This is a genomic window from Micromonospora sp. RTGN7, assembly GCF_033804645.1.
In the GTDB taxonomy this organism is placed as follows: domain Bacteria; phylum Actinomycetota; class Actinomycetes; order Mycobacteriales; family Micromonosporaceae; genus Micromonospora.
Genome location: NZ_JAPZLF010000010.1, coordinates 158,093 through 173,452, shown reverse-complemented (window position 1 = coordinate 173,452; position 15,360 = coordinate 158,093). Strand labels below are relative to the sequence as shown.

Here is a 15,360-nt window from a genome sequence, read left to right as displayed (position 1 = left end):
GGTGAACCGCCCCGCCGCCGCGTCCGCGGCGGTCCGCCAGGGCAGCCTGCGCGAGCTGAACCTCGCCGTGGTGCTCGGCCGGATCGCCGCCGCGCCCCGCCCCCCGTCGCGGGCCGACATCGCCGCCGCGACCGGCCTGACCCGGGCCACCGTCTCGGCCGTCGTCGACGACCTCATCGCCGGCCGGCTGGTCGGCGAGTCGGAGCCGGCCCCCCGCACCGGGGCCGGGCGCCCCGCCCGAGGGCTGGTGCTGGCCGGCGACGGCCCGGCCGGGCTGGGCCTGGAGATCAACGTTGACTACCTGGCCGCCTGCGTGACCGACCTGGCCGGCCGGGTCCGGCACCACACCGTGCGCCGGGCCGACCTGCGCCCGGTCTCCCCCGCCGACGCGCTCGCCCGGCTCGTGCGGCTGGCCGACGACGCCCGGGCCGACGCCGAACGGCAGGGGCTCACCCTGGCCGGTGCCGCCCTCGCGGTGCCCGGGCTGGTCGACGCCGCCGGGCTGGTCCGGCTGGCCCCGAACCTCGGCTGGCGGGACGTGCCCGTCCCCGCGCTGCTGGCCGCCCACCCGCCGCTGGCCGAGCCGGTTCCCGGCATCCCGCCGCTGGTGGTGGAGAACGAGGCCAACCTGGCCGCGCTGGGCGAGCTGCACGCCGACCCGAACGGGCCGACGAGCTTCCTGCACGTCTCCGGCGAGGTCGGCATCGGCGCCGGGATCGTCCTGGACGGCGCCCTCTTCCGAGGCGTGCGCGGCTTCAGCGGCGAGATCGGCCACCTCCCCGTTCAGCTTCAGGGGCGGCCCTGCGGCTGCGGTGGCCGGGGCTGCCTCGAACGGTACGCCGGCCAGGAGGCCATCCTCGCCGCCGCCGGGCTGGACCGGGCGGACCTGCCCGCGGACACCGCCGCGGCCCGGCTGGCAGACCTCGCCGCCGCCGGTCACCCTGCCACCCTGGCGGCCCTGGCCGAGGCCGGTGCGGCGCTCGGGGTCGCGGTGGCCGGCGTGGTGAACCTGCTGGACCTGGACACCGTGGTCCTCGGGGGCGGGTACGCCCTGCTCACTCCCTGGCTGCAACCGCCGGTGCTGGCCGAGGTCTCCCGGCGGGTGCTCACCGCCGCCTGGTCACCGGTGACCGTGCGCCCGTCGGCCCTCGGCCCGGAGGCGGCCGTGGTCGGCGCGGCCGGCTCCGTCGTCCGACGGATCGTCGCCGCCCCGGTGGGGTGGCTGAACCGCGCCGACTGACCGCCCTCCTCGATGGGCGGTCGCCGGTCCGCCTCGGTACGCTTGTCCGGAGGCAATGGGTTCCCGAGGCGGAGGAGCGCACTACCAGCATGCACACAGGTCGACAGACCGGTGCGCCCGGCGTCCGGCGGTGACGACAACCCGACGGGGTGGGGTCGCCGGTCCGGCCGGCGGCGGCGCACAGGTATTGCGCCCACTGACCCCGCAGCCCCCCGACAGCCCACTGCCGGCCGACTCCCGACTGGCCCGCGAGCTGCTGGACGGGCTCGCCGAGGCCGTCGTCACCACCGACCACGCCAACGTGGTGACCCTGGTCAACGCGATGGCCGGCAAGCTGCTGCCGGAGCTGACCCCCGGCACCGAACTGGCCGGCTGCCCGGTGCCCGCGCTGGCCCGGGCCACCAGCGCCGGAGCCGACAGTTTCGACGCCGAGCACCACGGCCGGCGGCTGCACGGCGTCCGCCGGCGGCTGCGCGGCGACCGGTACGCCTGGTACGTGCGGGACGTGACCGAGGAGCAGGCCCGCACCGACGCCCTACTCGCCGAGCGGTCGCGCACCGCGTTCCTGGCCCGGGCCGGCAGCCGACTCGGGCTCTGCCTGCACCGCGACCAGACGCTGCGCGCCGCGGCCACCCTGCCGGTGCCGTACCTGGCCGATGCCGCGCTGGTCGTCCACCACCCGCCGCTCCCGGCCGAGCACGCCCCACACTGCATCTGGTACGCCGAGGGCGATCCTGCCCCGACGGCCGGGGTCGCCTCCCGGGAACTGCCCGCTGCGGTCCCCGGCCTCGCCGAGGCGCTCGGCGGCGACGTCCCGGAGCCCGGCCCCTGGCCGAACGCCGAGCTCGCCGAACTCGCGGCTCTCCCGGCTCTCGCCGAGGTGCTGCCGGCGGGCCAGCACCGGCCCGGGACCGTGCTGGCGAGCCCGATCCCGGGTGCGGGGGGCCCAGCGTGCGCATTGGTGCTGATCCGGTGGGCCGAACGCGCCGACTTCGACCAGCGGGACATCGACCTGGCCCGGGAGTTCGCCGCCCGGGTCGGTGCCGCCCTGGCCACCGCCGACCTCTACGGCGAGCAGGCCCACCTGGCCCGGGTGCTGCAGAACAGCCTCCTCCCGCCCGACCTGCCCGCCGTGACAGGCGTCGCCCTGGCCGGCGGCTACCGGGCCGCCGGGGACAGCCTGCGCATCGGCGGCGACTTCTACGAGGTCTTCCCGACCGCCGGCGGCGCCCTGTTCGCCCTCGGCGACGTCTGCGGCAGGGGCGTCGGGGCGGCGGTGCTCACCGGCCGGGTCCGCCAGTGCCTACAGACGCTGCGCCTGGTCGAGCAGCGACCGCTGGAGCTGATCGGGCTGCTCAACCGGGCCCTGTTCGACGCGCCGGAGAGCGCCCGCCGCAGCCAGTTGACCACCCTGCTGCTCGGCACGCTGACGCCCCACCCCGACGGCGGGGTCCGGGCCCGGGTCGCCGGCGGTGGCCACCCGGCGCCGCTGGTCGTCCGGACGGACGGCGGCGTCGACGCCGTCCAGGTCGGCGGCATGCCCATCGGCGCGCTCACCGCGCCCCGGTTCGCCGAGGCGGAGGTCCACCTCGCCCCCGGCGAACTGTTGCTCGCCTACACCAACGGAGTGACCGGGGCCCAGGGCGGGGCGGGCGGGACGGAGGTGTTCGGCGACGACCGGCTACGGCAGGCCGTGGCGTCGGGGGCCGGGCTACCCCCCGCCGCCCTGATCGACCGGGTGCTCCAGTTCGTCGACGAGTGGCTCGACGGGCAGGGCCACGACGACATCGCGATGCTGGCCGTCGCCGCGGACGCCCGGTGACCACGAACGCCCGGTGACCGCGGCCGGCCCTGGGTCGGGCCACCGCAGGCCCGGGGCCGGCCGTCCGGGGCCTGACCAGTCGTCGCCCGGTCAGGCCGTACGCGGCCAGCCGTCGCCCGGGGCGGCGGCTGGCCATCCGCCCGCCCCAGCGTCCGCGTCGGTCGGCCGGCCGTGCGGCACGCCGCCGCCGGGGCGGTTCCCGCCCGACCAGCCGACCGGAGGCGTCGCCGTCGGCCGGGCACCCGGCCCGGTCGGCGTCGCCCTGACACCTGACGGGGCCTCGACGGACGATTCGGCCGCCGGTGGCTCCGGCGGGTGCCGACGTCGGGCTACCTCGTCGAACTCCTCGATGCCGGCGAGCAGCGCCCGCCGCCCCTCGGGGGTCATGGCGGCCAGGACCTCCCCGAGCCGCTGCCGGCGGTCGGCGCGCAGTTCGGTGAGGAGTCGTTCGGCCTCCGGGGTGAGGTGCAGGGAGATCACCCGCCGATCGGACCGGCCCGGCTCGCGCTCCAGCATTCCTGCGGCCACCAGCCGGTCGCAGAGCCGGGAGGCCGACGAGAGCAACATGTCGAGCAGCGTGGCCAGCCGACGCAGGTTGATCCCGTCGTGCTGCTCCACCGCCATCACCGCGCGCAGTTGCGCACCGGAGAGCCGGCTGGTGGTCCGCTCGCGCGCCGCCTCGAAGACCGTGAGCAGGGTGCCGGCCGCCGCGTCGAGGGCTGCGACCATACTCGCGTCTGGTCCGCGTGGACCGTGTTCTTCGGCCATGGTGGGCCCGAGACTACCCGGCGTCCCTGGTCGTCGGCCCCTCCGAACAGATGGAGTGACAATGATCGGTGCGGAGGACCGGGCCCGGCGGACGCTGACCGAGGCCCCCGCCGACCTGCTGGTCGACCGACTCGCCGCGGAATTGGAACGGTCGTACGGGATCACCGACGTCGAACTGTTCCAGGTCGACTACCGGCTCTCGGGGCTCCTGCCGCTCACCGAAGGCGAGGCGCTGACCGGTGCCGGGCACCCGGCCTGGCGGTGCTTCGACCACCAGGAGCCGGTTCTCGCCGGCCGGGTCGGCTACGTTCCGGTCAGCATGCGGGGGGAGCGGCGTGGGGTGCTCCGGCTGGCACCGGTCTCCGACGACCGGGCCGTCCTCGACGAACTGCTCGGCCTCGCCACCGCCCTGGGTCACGAGCTGGTCGCGGTGAACGACGGCACCGACGTGTACCGGATCGCCCGCCGCAGCCGTCGACTCACCCTGGCCGCCGAGATGCAGTGGGAGCTGCTGCCCGGACGGAGCCGGATCCGCCCCTCGTTCAGCCTGGCCGGGCAGCTCGAACCGGCGTACGCGGTGCGTGGCGACAGCTTCGACTGGTCCGACGACGGCAGCCGGCTGTGGTTGTCCACGATCAACGGGATGGGTGAGGGCGTCACCGCGTCCGCACTGACCGCGCTGGCCACCCACGCCCTGCGCAACGCCCGACGGAGCGGGATCGGCCTGGCCGATCAGGCCGCGCTGGCCGACCAGGCGTTGTACGCCCTGCACCGGGGCGAGCAGCACGTCTCGGTGCTGCTGCTGGAGCTGGACCTGGCCGGCGGGGCGATGACGGTGGTCGACGCCGGCTCGCCCCGGCTGGTGCTGCTGCGCGACGGCGAGGTGGTCGAGCAGCCGCTGGAGGCGCAGTTCCCGCTGGGCATGTTCGACGGCACCGACTACCGGGAGCAGCACTTCACGTTGCACCGCGGGGACCGGCTCTTCGTCCTCAGCGACGGCGTCCTCGACGCGACCGGGCGGGACGTCCGGTACGGCGAGACGGCGCTGGACCGGTTCCTGCGCCGGACCGGCCCGCTGGAGCCGTTGGACGCGGTCCGGTCCCTGTTGGGCGACCTACGGGCGTTCGTCGCCGGCGACCTGATCGACGACGCGGTGGTCGTCTGCCTCGACTGGATGGGCCCTCAGCAGTGACGGAGGTCCCAGCCCGACGGCTGCGCCGGGAGGCGGTCAGTAGGCGCCCCGGCTGCGCACCACCGCGCCGAACGTCTTCCACATGATGGCCAGGTCGGCGGCCAACGACCAGTTCTCCACGTAGTAGAGGTCGAGCCGGATGCCGTCCTCCCAGCTCAGGTCGGACCGGCCGCTGACCTGCCAGAGGCCGGTCATGCCGGGCTTGACCAGCAGCCGCCGGGCCACGTCGCCGTCGTAGCGGGCCACCTCGGAGGGCAGCGGCGGGCGCGGGCCGACCAGGCTCATCTGGCCGAGCAGCACGTTCGCCAGCTGGGGCAGCTCGTCGAGCGACCACTTGCGCAGCACCCGGCCGACCCGGGTGACCCGAGGGTCGTCGCGCATCTTGAACATCAGGCCGTTGGTCTCGTTGCGGGCGGCCAGCTCGGCGAGCAGGGCGTCGGCGTTGAGCACCATGGTGCGGAACTTGAACACCCCGAACTCCTCGCCGCCCTGGCCGACCCGGATCTGCCGGAACAGCACCGGCCCCCGGCTGTCGAGCTTGATGGCCAGCGCGATCACCGCCAGCAGCGGCAGCAGGAACCCCAGCGCCACCGAGGCGGCGGCCCGATCGACGAAGCCCTTGACCAGCTTGCGGGCTCCCCGGAACTCGGGGGCCTCGACGTGGATGAGGGGCAGGCCGGCGACCGGCCGGGTGTGGATGCGGGGGCCGGCCACGTCGGTCAGCGCGGGCGCGAGGACCAGGTCCACCCCGGTCCCCTCCAGTTGCCAGCCGAGTCGCCGCAGCCGGCTCGCGGTCAGCTCGCCGGAGGCGGTGACCGCCACGGTGTCCGCGCCGATCGCGGTGGCCGCCTCCGGGATGCCCCGGAACGAGCCCACCACCGGGACGTCACCGAGCCGCTGCGGCACCGGCGCCAGCAGGGCGTCCGGGATGCACGCGCCCACCACGTGGTAGCCGGCGTACGGCTCCCGGCGCAGTTGGTGAACCAGCTCCAGCACGTGCGCGGTGTCGCCGACCACCAGCACCTTGCGGGACCATCCCCGGCCCCGGGACCGGGCCCGGTGCAGCCGCTTGCGGGCGGCGAACCGGGCCATCTCCAGGCCCAGCATGCCGGCCGCGAACGAGATGGCCAGGAACCCCCGGGAGACGCCGACGTCGGCGATGTAGCCGGCGATCGCGGTGCCGCCGGCGAGCCGCAGGCTGGCCGCGCTAACCCGGCGGTACTCGTCCGCGCCGTAGCCGAGCACCCGGTCGTCGTAGCAGCGCAGCACCTTGAGCGAGAGCAACCAGGTGAGCACGAGCGCCGGGGCGACCACCACGTAGGGAATCTTCGAACCCACCGGCTCCTCGTCGCCGAAGCGGGCGAGATAGCCGACGAGCACCGCGAGGGCCAGCACGGCGGTGTCCAGCACCACCAGCAGGCGTATATACGCCCGCTGGTCCGCTCGGGCCACCAGCCCGGCCCGGTCCGTACCAGGACGGCGTGGCGTCCTGGTGGGGGTCAACAGCGTCGACGATGTCACCGGCCATCCCCCATTCTGCTGAGAACGGCCCCGGGCTGCCGGGGTCCCCCACGGGACCGGCGGCACCAGAGCACGCCGACATCCTGCCTCAAAGCCATCGCCACCGATTGTTTGGGACGGGTTCCCGTCAGTCTTCCCGAGGGGCGAACCCAGCGGAAGACGTTTCGCCGCACCGCGTTCACCGACAGTCCAGTCTGCACTGGTCGATGGATCAGCGAGCGGTGCTCGGGCGGAGCACGATCGCCTTCAGGAAGAGGTCACCGCTCCTGGTCGGGTCCTCGGTGACGAAGCTGCCGCCGCCCGTGACCTTGGTGATCGGCTCCAGATCGGCCAGGCTGACGTCCCGGCCGACGCCGATGATGACGACCGGGACGGGCCGCTCGAAATCGACGATCCGCTTCAGCTCGGTGAGCAGCTTCTGCTGGGAGATGCCGTCGTCGTCGTCGTTCCCGCCGGCGGTGAACACCACCACCGCGTTGAGCCGACCCGGCGACCAGCCGTTCTGGGCCTCCCGGTAGGCGGCGAGCATCGTGTCGTACAGGCCGAGGCCGCCCTTGCCGGGCCGGATCGTGGTCAGCTCCTGCTCGATCCGGGCGCGGTTGACCGACAGTGGGTTGATCGGCGCCAGCTCACGATGGTCCTGGTTGCCCACCAGGCGGGTGGAGAAGGTCCAGAGCCCGACCGGCGAGGAGTCGTTGAACAGGTCCAGGCCCCGGCGGGCCGCCGCCAGCGTGGCCTGTCCCCGGGTGATGCCGTCGCCGGTGGGCGCCAGCCGCTTCATGGAGCCGGAGACGTCGATCAGGCAGAGCACCCGGACCGACTGGGTGGCGATCGACCAGCTGGAGGTGGCGCGCTCCAGCGCGGTCGGGGCCGGTCCGTTGGCCCCGTCGCCGCCCCGCCCGGGCTTGGTGGCGCCCGGGGCACCCTGCGGCGTCTTGAAGCCGTCGCCCCAGCTGCCGTCCGGCGCGCGTAGCGACCGCTCGGCCAGTCGGTCGCGGAAGCCGGGCCCGGTGAGCACCTCGAACAGGGCCTTGGCCGCGGCCTGCTTCGCCGGCGTGGCGCCCGGAAGCACCGCATAGGGGTAGTCCAGTGGCATCGGCGGCGGGTCGAGGTAGACCGCCGCCAACGGGATCGGTGGCTTCCGCTCGTTGTACGCCATCACGTCCTCCTCCGACAGCACGGCGGCGTCCAGGCCGCCGACGATCGCCGTCGGATCCGAGGAGCCCGGGAACCGGGCGAGCAGGTCATCGCGCAGCGCGGACCTGCCGGTGGCCAGCGCCCGCAACATGCCGGGGTTGGCCGTCGGCGCGGCGTTGCCGGAGGCCTCGTCCGTCGCGGTCAGCGACAGCGCCGTGGAGAAGCCGACCGCGTCCTGGCTCGGGTCCACGATCCCGGCCCGCAGCGGCTTGCTGCCGCTCACCTGCAGCAACAGTTCGGGCCAGGTCAGCGTCTTGTTCGGCCAGCCGAGCCGGGAGGAGGCCACCGGTTCGGGCACCGCCACCAATACCGGGCTGCGGGCGATGGACGCGCCGTTACCCGGGGTGAACGCGGAAGCTCCGGCGTTCTTGATCCGCAGCAGCCAGGTCGAGGAGTCCGGCACCCACACGTCCGGGTTGGCCGCGCCACCCTCGGCCCGGCCCACGCCGGGGAGCTGCACGCCGTGTTCGGCGGCCGCGGTGGCCGCGACGTCCACCGGCTCGGCGGCCGAGACGTCAACCGCGACGCAGGTGCCGCCGACCGCCGCCCCGTCGGCCATCCACTGGGCGGCTGCGGCCCCGACGGCGGGCGCGAGCTCGGGTGACGCCCCGACCGTCAGCTGAACCTGCCCCGAGCATGCCGGCTGCGCCAGTTGGCGGTAGCCGAACCAGCCGCCCGCGACAACGACGACGAGCGCGGTCGCCGAGGCGACGGCACCCGTTCCATGAAGATTTATGCGCATGCGATGGCGGCCTGACACGATGCCCATCTTGCGTATCCGATCGTGGCAATGCCATGGCCGTTCGAACTAAGTTGCCCAGGTGAGACAATTGGAGGACGTTTCACGACACCGGGTGAGGAGCCCGTCTCCCAAGGTCATCTACTCGACGCCGGGAGGGTCGGAACGCCGCGCCCGGTCAGGGCAGGACGCAGGTCGGGCTGGGCACCGGCACGGGCTCGCCGACCGGCGTCGGGATACCCGTCGAGGCGTCCACCCGGAACACCCGGACCATGTCGGCGCGCTCGTCGGCGACGTAGAGGTGCTCGCCGGCCAGGACGACGTGCCGGGGCCACTCCCCGCCGGTCTTCACCTCGGCGACCAACTCCGGCAGTTCGCCGGCGACGGCGAAGACCGACACCGTGCCGACGCCCCGGTTGCCGACGTAGAGGAAACGGCCGTCCGGCCCGACGGTGATCTCGGAGGGCTGGACGTGGCCGGCACGGGCGCTCGCGTCGACCCGGCCGCGCAGGTGCAGCGCCCCGTCCGGGGACAGCTCGTACGCGGTCACCGTGCCGTCCAGCTCCCCCACCAGCCAGCAACGCCGGCCGTCCGGGTGCCGGGCCAGGTGCCGGGGGCCGGTGCCGGCAGCCATGCGGACCTGAGGCCCCCGGGGCACCAGCCGGCCGGAGGCGGCGTCCAGGTCGTACCGGTACACCGAGTCGGTGCCGAGGTCCACGGCGAGCAGCGGCCCGCCGTGCGGCGCCGGGGAGACCATGTGGCAGTGCGCCATCTCCTGGCGCTCCGGATCCGGGCCGTGGCCGGCGTGCACCACCAGGTCGCTGCGCTCGCCGGGAACGCCGGCCGGGTCGAGCGGGAAGACGGCGACGCTACCGCCGCCGTAGTTGGCGACGACGAGGTGCCCGCCGTCGGGGGTGACCGCCAGGTGACAGGGCTCCGCGCCGCCGGTGCCCCGCACACCGAGCGGCGTCAGGTCGCCGTCCGGGCCGACCCGGAAGGCGCTGACCTCGCCCTCGGGCAGCTCGTTCACGGCGTAGAGCACCGGCAGGGCGGGATGCCGGACGAGGAAGGACGGCGACGGGGTGACCGCCACGGTGCCGAGTGGGGTCAGCCCGCCGGTCGCCGGGTCGCGCCGGGCGGCGACGATCCCGTCGCCCCGGCCGCCGCCGCTGGCCGCCGTGTAGCCCCCGATGTGGACGATCGTCTGCTGCCTGGTCACCCGATCCGCCTTCCGCCGCTGTCCGTGTGGATCCCACCAGAGCTTTCCCCGCGACCCGCCCCGTCAGCCCTGTTTCCCGCGAATCGTCCTCGCGGGGCGCGCGGGCTCAGGACACCGGCACCGGCTCGCCGCGTTGCCGGGCGACGTGCTCGACGAGGGAGATGAGCACCAGCTTGCCCGACTGGCGGTCCCGGGCGTCGCAGAACACCAGCGGCACGTTCGGGTCCAGGTCCAGCGCCTGGCGTACGGCGTCCAGGCTGAACCGGCGGCCGTCGTCGAAGCAGTTCACCCCGACCACGAACGGGATGCCCCGCTGCTCGAAGTAGTCGATCGACGGGAAGCAGTCGGCCAGCCTGCGGGTGTCGGCGAGCACCACCGCGCCGAGCGCCCCGAAGGCCAGCTCGTCCCAGAGGAACCAGAACCGGTCCTGGCCGGGGGTGCCGAAGAGATAGACCTGAAGGTCTTCGTTGATGGTGATCCGGCCGAAGTCCATCGCGACCGTGGTGGTCGACTTCGTCTCCACGCCGGCGAGGTCGTCGACGCCGATCCCGGCCCCGGTGAGCACCTCCTCGGTCTGCAACGGCCGGACCTCGCTCAACGCGCTCACCAGCGTCGTCTTGCCGGCGCCGAAGCCGCCGGCGATGAGGATCTTCAGTGCCAGCGGAATCCGCAGCCCGGATCCGTCACGGTCATAGTGCACGGAGTCCACTGACCACCGCCTTGAGGATGTTGTCGTCGGGTAGGAACGTGGCCCCGGCCGGTGCGTGCACGGAGACCAGACCGCGGGCGAGCAGATCGCCGACCAGCACCCGGACCACGCACAAGGCGAGGTCCAGCTCGGCGGCGAGTTCGGCGACCGGCATGGGCCGTCGGGCCAGCTCGACCAGGCGCCGCTGCTCCGGGTGCAGCCGCGGCTGGTCGGCCGGGTTGACGGCCCGGTCGGCGAGCACGAACGCGACCACGTCGAGACCCACCGGCGGCCGGACCCGACCTCCGGTCAGGGTGTACGGGCGGACCACCGGCCCGGCGTCGGCGTCCAGCCACTCGTGCTGCGGCCCGGGTGACTCAGCCCGCATCGGCGGTCCCCGACCCGTTCCGGGCCGGCGCGGTCAGGTTCTCGCCCACCCGGATCACCAGCATCGCCATCTCGTACGCCACCAGGCCGATGTCCGCGTCGGCCTCGGCGACCACCGCCAGGCACGCGCCCTGGCCGGCCGCGGTGACGAAGAGGTACGCCGACTCCATCTCCACCACGGTCTGCCGGACTCCCCCGGCGTCGAGATGTCGGCTGGCGCCCTTGGCCAGGCTGGAGAAGCCGGAGGCCAGGGCGCAGAGGTGCTCAGCGTCGCTGCGGTCGGAGTCGACCGAGGCGCCGAGCAGGAGCCCGTCCGCCGACAGCACCACCACCTGACGGGCGGACGGTACCCGTTCCACCAAGTCGTCGAGCAACCAGTCGAGATCGACGTTCGACTTCGTCGTGTGCACCACTAGGCGTCCCTCTCAGTTGCGGTGGAAGGTTGCGGAAGCCCCGCGGGGGCACCCTGATCCGGTGCCGCGGCGAAACCGGAAGCGGAGGCGGACGGGGTCACCGCGGAGGCAGGGGCAGGGGTGCCGGATACGCCGTCCCGGCGGCCTCGGGCGGTGCCGGCCTGGAGTGCGGACATCAGCCGGCGGGCCTCCTCCGGGGCGCGCGGGGCCGGGGCGTCCTCGCCGGCCGGCCGGGGACGGACGACGGGACCGCGCCGGCGTACCCGGCGGGGCAGCCCATCGCCCTCGGTGCCTGGATCGGCCGGCACCGCGCGACTGGGCACCAGCGGCACCACGGCGGTCGGCGATTCGACGCGTTCCCGGGTGACCCGGGCGCTGCGGGGCCGGGGCAGGGTGCCGATCCGGGTGACCTTGGCCATCCGGCGGTCGTCGGCCGAGCCGTCCGACGTGGTGGCGAACAGACCGGGCGGCTCGGTGGTGACCAGGTCGGGCGGGATCAGCACCACGGCGATGACCCCGCCCTGGGCGGCCGGCCGCAGCCGCACCCGGACCCCGTGCCGGGCAGCGAGCCGGGCCACCACGAACAGCCCGAGCCGGGCGCTGTCGGACGGGTCGAACTCCGGTGGCGTGGCCAGCCGCCTGTTCGCCTCCTCCATCGCCTCGTCGGACATGCCCAGCCCCTGGTCGATGATCTCCAGGGCGTACCCGTTGGGCAGGCTCTGCCCGCGCACCACGACGCGGGTGCCGGGCGGGGAGTAGGCGGTGGCGTTCTCGAGCAGCTCGGCGAGCAGGTGGATGACGTCGCCGACCGCCCGACCGACGGTGGCGGCGGGCTGCGTGTCGGCGAGGTCGACCCGCTCGTACGACTCGACCTCGGAGATGGCACCCCGGACCAGGTCGACCATCGCGACCGGGTTGCGCCAGCCCCGGCCCGGCGCGGCGCCGGCCAGGATGACCAGGTCCTCGGCGTGCCGGCGGAGCCGGGTGGCGAGGTGGTCCACCCGGAACAGCTCGGCCAGCTCGTCCGGGTCCTCGACGCGGCGCTCCATCCGGTCCAGCAGGGCCAGTTGCCGGTGCACCAGGCCCTGGCTGCGCCGGGCGATGTTGAGGAAGACCTCGTTGAGGCCGCGCCGCAGGGCGACCTCGTCGACGGCGGCCCGTACGGCCGTCCGACTCACCTCGTTGAAGGCCGCGCCGACCTGGCCGATCTCGTCGCGGCCGAACTCCAGCAGGGGCGCCTCCCGGGCGACGTCGACGTCCTCGCCGCGGCGTAGCCGGGTCACCAGGTCCGGCAGCCGCTGTTCGGCCATCTCCAGTGCGGCGGTGCGCACCCCGGAGAGCCGCTGCGCCAGGGCTCGGCCCACCCGCAGGGCCACCACCACCGACACCACCACGGCGGCGAGGCCGAGCAGGCCGGCGGCGCCGAGCCGGACCAGGACGCCGACGGCCACCGGGACCGTCCGCTCGGCCAGCCCGTCGGCCTGGGCCAGCTCGAAGTCACGCAGGCGCTGCTGAACGGTCTCCTGGCTGGTCTGCCAGGCCTGCACGTCGATGGCGGGTGCCCGGACCGGCTTGGCCCGGATCAGCGTGTCCTGGAGGGCGCGGAGCTGAACGAAGGCGTCGCTCTCGGCAAGTCGCTGGTAGGCGGCCCGGTCGTCGGCCGGCAGGTCGGCCACCGCCGACTCGACGAGGAACCGCTGGTTGCCGATGGTCTGCACGAGCTGGGCGTGCTCGCCCTCGCCGAACCGGCCGGTGGCCAGCACCCCGGCGAGCAGCGCGTCGACCTGTCCGAGCAGCTCCCGGGAGTGCCCGAGCGCGGTCAGCGCCCGGGCCTGCCGGTTGTGGTTGTCGTTGGGCAGCGTGGCCAGCGCCGAGAACGCCTGGAACGCCGCGCCCACCATGCCGCTGTAGAGCCCGATCGCGCCCGTGCGGTCCAGCTCGCGGCGGTCGATGAAGCCCCGGCCGGCGGGCAGCGCGTCGAGCGCGCCGAGCAGTTGGTCGACGCGGGCGTCGAGCAGGTCGTCGGTGGCGGCGCGCAGTCGTCCGCCGGCGGCCCGGCCGCGCAGATCGGCGACCACGGAGTCGGTACGCCCTCGCTGTTCGGCCAGCGCCGGCAGCGCGGTGTCGCCGGCGAGTTGCAGCACGGTCAGCCGGCGTTCCCGTTGCAGCTCGGCGACGACCTTCTCGCCCGGCCGGCCCAGTTCGGACAGGAGGGTGCCGGTGGAGAGCAGGTCCAGGGCCGGGCCCAGGGTAAGGGTGGTCGCGAAGATCCAGAGCGCCAGCAGCGCGGTCACCGGCACGATGACCAGTGCCGTCAGCTTCGAGCGGATCGACCAGTCGCGGGTATTCATCAGACCTCGCCCGAGGGATGTAGCAATGGGTGGCGCCGGTGCCGACCGAGCTTCGCCCGCCGTGGCACCGGGGCACCGGCACGGGTGCCCTGGGCAGGATACGTAATCGTCGGCGGTTGCGATACCGGCCTCTCGCCCCATGCTTTTACCCCGGCACGCTCCGCTGTGGTCGGTGCACACGTAAGCGCCCCGCCCGATTCCATGGGCGGGGCGCTTACGTCGGGTGCTCGCGCAGCCGGTGGGGGCGCGGGTCAGGCGTTGACGGAGATGCCGAGACCCTCGGCGATCCGCCGGCCGTAGTTCTCGTCGCACTGGCTGAAGTGCCACACCATCTTCTCCTGGATGTGCTTGTCGCACTGGGCCAGCAGGTTGGTGAGGTTGAGGACCAGGTCGTCGCGCTCCCAGTCGGCCATTTCGCGGAAGCGCCGGCCGGCCTGGGAGTAGTTGTTCTGCCGCTCGATCGGGGCCCGCATGATCTGGCCCGAGACGAACGGGCGGTATTCCCGGTAGGACTCGTCGGCCTCGTCGAGGCCCGCCACCGAGGACGGCTCGAAGTTGATGTGCGGGTTGCCGCCCCGGTTGTCCACCCCGTACGACATCTGGCCGCCACCCTGGTTGGTGCTGACCTGGACGTCCTCGCGCGGCCGGTTGATCGGCAGCTGGAGGTAGTTCGGGCCGACCCGGTAGCGCTGAGTGTCCGAATAGGAGAACGTCCGGCCGATCAGCATCTTGTCGTCGGAGAAGTCGATCCCGTCGACCAGCACGCCGGTGCCGAAGGCGATCTGCTCGTTCTCGTTGTGGTGGTCGGTGATGTTGCGGTTGAGCGTCATCATGCCGACCGGGAGGTACGGGAAGTCCTCCTCCGGCCAGATCTTGGTGTCGTCCAGCGGGTCGAAGTCCAGCTCGGGGTGCTCGTCGTCGCTCATGATCTGAACGTTGAGCTCCCACTGCGGGTACTCGCCGCGCTCGATGGCCTCGTAGAGGTCCTTCGAGGCGTGGCCCAGCTCGCCGGCCTGAATCTCGGCGGCCTGCGCCTCGGTCAGGTTGTGTTCGCCCTGCTGGGTCATCCAGTGGAACTTGACCAGCACGCCCTCGCCCTCGGCGTTGACGAGGCGGTACGTGTTGACCCCGGAGCCGCGCATGGTCCGGAAGTTCTTCGGGATGCCGAACGGCGAGAAGAGCCAGGTCAGCATGTGCATCGACTCGGGCGTGTTGGACATGAAGTCGAAGATCCGGTTCGGCTCCTGGCGGAAGGTCACCGGGTCCGGCTTCAGCGAGTGGATCACGTCGGGGAACTTGATCGCGTCACGGATGAAGAAGACCTGGAGATTGTTGCCCACCATGTCCCAGTTGCCGTCCTCGGTGCGGAACTTCACCGCGAAGCCGCGCGGGTCGCGGGCCGCCTCGGAGGAGTCCCGGCCGCCGATGACCGTGGAGAACCGGATGGTGAGCGGGGTCTTCTTGCCCTCGGTCTGGAACAGCTTGGCCCGGGTGTACGTCGACGCTGGTTTGTCGCCGATCGTCCCGTACGCCGCGAACTCGCCGTGTGCGACGAAACCGCGGGCGTGTACCACCCGCTCCGGGATGCGCTCCCGGTCGAAGTGGCTGATCTTCTCCAGGAAGTGGTAGTTCTCCAGCGTCGCCGGGCCACGCGAGCCAACTGTCCGCTGCTGCTGGTTGTTGTGCACGGGGTGACCCTGGCGGGTCGTCAGGATCGGCTTGCTGGCCTGCGGGTCGCTCATCGCTCTCCTCCAGATGTGGGTCTCTGCTGGCAGTCGGGGCAGCGCCCCCGGTACGTGACCGTGGCCGCCGGGAGGCGTTCG

The 15,360-nt window shown here is 73.6% G+C and carries 12 protein-coding genes; 3 read left to right on the top strand and 9 right to left on the bottom strand.

What is annotated here, in order from left to right; all coding sequences use genetic code 11:
- Window position 1: 1 nt before the first annotated feature.
- Both SNR22_RS17315 and SNR22_RS17310 read left to right on the top strand, forming a co-directional pair.
- Window positions 2–1,240 (top strand): ROK family transcriptional regulator, encoded by a 1,239-nt coding sequence (locus SNR22_RS17315; RefSeq protein ID WP_320067616.1) that lies wholly within the window; start codon window positions 2–4, stop codon window positions 1,238–1,240.
- Window positions 1,241–1,370: 130 nt separating this feature from the next.
- Entirely contained in the window at window positions 1,371–3,062 is a 1,692-nt protein-coding gene (locus SNR22_RS17310; RefSeq protein ID WP_320067615.1) for a PP2C family protein-serine/threonine phosphatase, read from the top strand.
- A gap of 90 nt (window positions 3,063–3,152) precedes the next feature.
- Here the strand turns inward: SNR22_RS17310 and SNR22_RS17305 are convergent, their stop codons facing one another.
- A complete protein-coding gene (locus tag SNR22_RS17305; RefSeq protein WP_320067614.1) occupies window positions 3,153–3,791 on the bottom strand; it encodes a MarR family winged helix-turn-helix transcriptional regulator in 639 nt (212 codons plus the stop codon).
- A 100-nt stretch (window positions 3,792–3,891) separates the two neighbouring features.
- Here SNR22_RS17305 and SNR22_RS17300 point away from each other — a divergent pair, with 100 nt between their 5' ends.
- Window positions 3,892–5,022, top strand: a complete 1,131-nt coding sequence (locus SNR22_RS17300; protein WP_320067613.1) for a PP2C family protein-serine/threonine phosphatase — start codon at window positions 3,892–3,894, stop codon at window positions 5,020–5,022.
- Between the two features lie 36 nt (window positions 5,023–5,058).
- Here the strand turns inward: SNR22_RS17300 and SNR22_RS17295 are convergent, their stop codons facing one another.
- The 8 genes from SNR22_RS17295 to SNR22_RS17260 all read right to left on the bottom strand — a co-directional run bounded on the left by SNR22_RS17295 (window position 5,059) and on the right by SNR22_RS17260 (window position 15,279).
- On the bottom strand, window positions 5,059–6,543 hold the full coding sequence (locus tag SNR22_RS17295) for a sugar transferase (RefSeq protein WP_413775652.1): 1,485 nt from the start codon (window positions 6,541–6,543) through the stop codon (window positions 5,059–5,061).
- 211 nt (window positions 6,544–6,754) lie between these two features.
- A complete protein-coding gene (locus SNR22_RS17290; protein WP_320067687.1) occupies window positions 6,755–8,503 on the bottom strand; it encodes a substrate-binding domain-containing protein in 1,749 nt (582 codons plus the stop codon).
- 154 nt (window positions 8,504–8,657) lie between these two features.
- Entirely contained in the window at window positions 8,658–9,698 is a 1,041-nt protein-coding gene (locus tag SNR22_RS17285) for a lactonase family protein (protein WP_320067612.1), read from the bottom strand.
- 106 nt (window positions 9,699–9,804) lie between these two features.
- Window positions 9,805–10,407 (bottom strand): GTP-binding protein, encoded by a 603-nt coding sequence (locus SNR22_RS17280; RefSeq protein ID WP_320067611.1) that lies wholly within the window; start codon window positions 10,405–10,407, stop codon window positions 9,805–9,807.
- A complete protein-coding gene (locus SNR22_RS17275) occupies window positions 10,388–10,774 on the bottom strand; it encodes a DUF742 domain-containing protein (protein ID WP_320067610.1) in 387 nt (128 codons plus the stop codon). Before SNR22_RS17275 ends, SNR22_RS17280 begins: the two co-directional genes overlap by 20 nt.
- Window positions 10,764–11,186 (bottom strand): roadblock/LC7 domain-containing protein, encoded by a 423-nt coding sequence (locus SNR22_RS17270; protein WP_320067609.1) that lies wholly within the window; start codon window positions 11,184–11,186, stop codon window positions 10,764–10,766. Before SNR22_RS17270 ends, SNR22_RS17275 begins: the two co-directional genes overlap by 11 nt.
- Window positions 11,186–13,537: a nitrate- and nitrite sensing domain-containing protein gene (locus SNR22_RS17265; RefSeq protein ID WP_320067608.1), complete on the bottom strand. Its 2,352-nt coding sequence runs from the start codon at window positions 13,535–13,537 to the stop codon at window positions 11,186–11,188. Before SNR22_RS17265 ends, SNR22_RS17270 begins: the two co-directional genes overlap by 1 nt.
- Window positions 13,538–13,788: 251 nt before the next feature.
- Entirely contained in the window at window positions 13,789–15,279 is a 1,491-nt protein-coding gene (locus tag SNR22_RS17260; RefSeq protein ID WP_320067607.1) for a catalase, read from the bottom strand.
- Window positions 15,280–15,360: the final 81 nt, after the last annotated feature.

What these genes read in the sequence shown, in the direction of transcription:
- SNR22_RS17265 (WP_320067608.1), bottom strand. Translation starts at nt 13,537, where the DNA reads ATGAATACCCGCGACTGGTCGATCCGCTCGAAGCTGACGGCACTGGTC.
- SNR22_RS17275 (WP_320067610.1), bottom strand. Translation starts at nt 10,774, where the DNA reads ATGCGGGCTGAGTCACCCGGGCCGCAGCACGAGTGGCTGGACGCCGAC.
- SNR22_RS17260 (WP_320067607.1), bottom strand. Translation starts at nt 15,279, where the DNA reads ATGAGCGACCCGCAGGCCAGCAAGCCGATCCTGACGACCCGCCAGGGT.
- SNR22_RS17300 (WP_320067613.1), top strand. Translation starts at nt 3,892, where the DNA reads ATGATCGGTGCGGAGGACCGGGCCCGGCGGACGCTGACCGAGGCCCCC.
- SNR22_RS17305 (WP_320067614.1), bottom strand. Translation starts at nt 3,791, where the DNA reads ATGGTCGCAGCCCTCGACGCGGCGGCCGGCACCCTGCTCACGGTCTTC.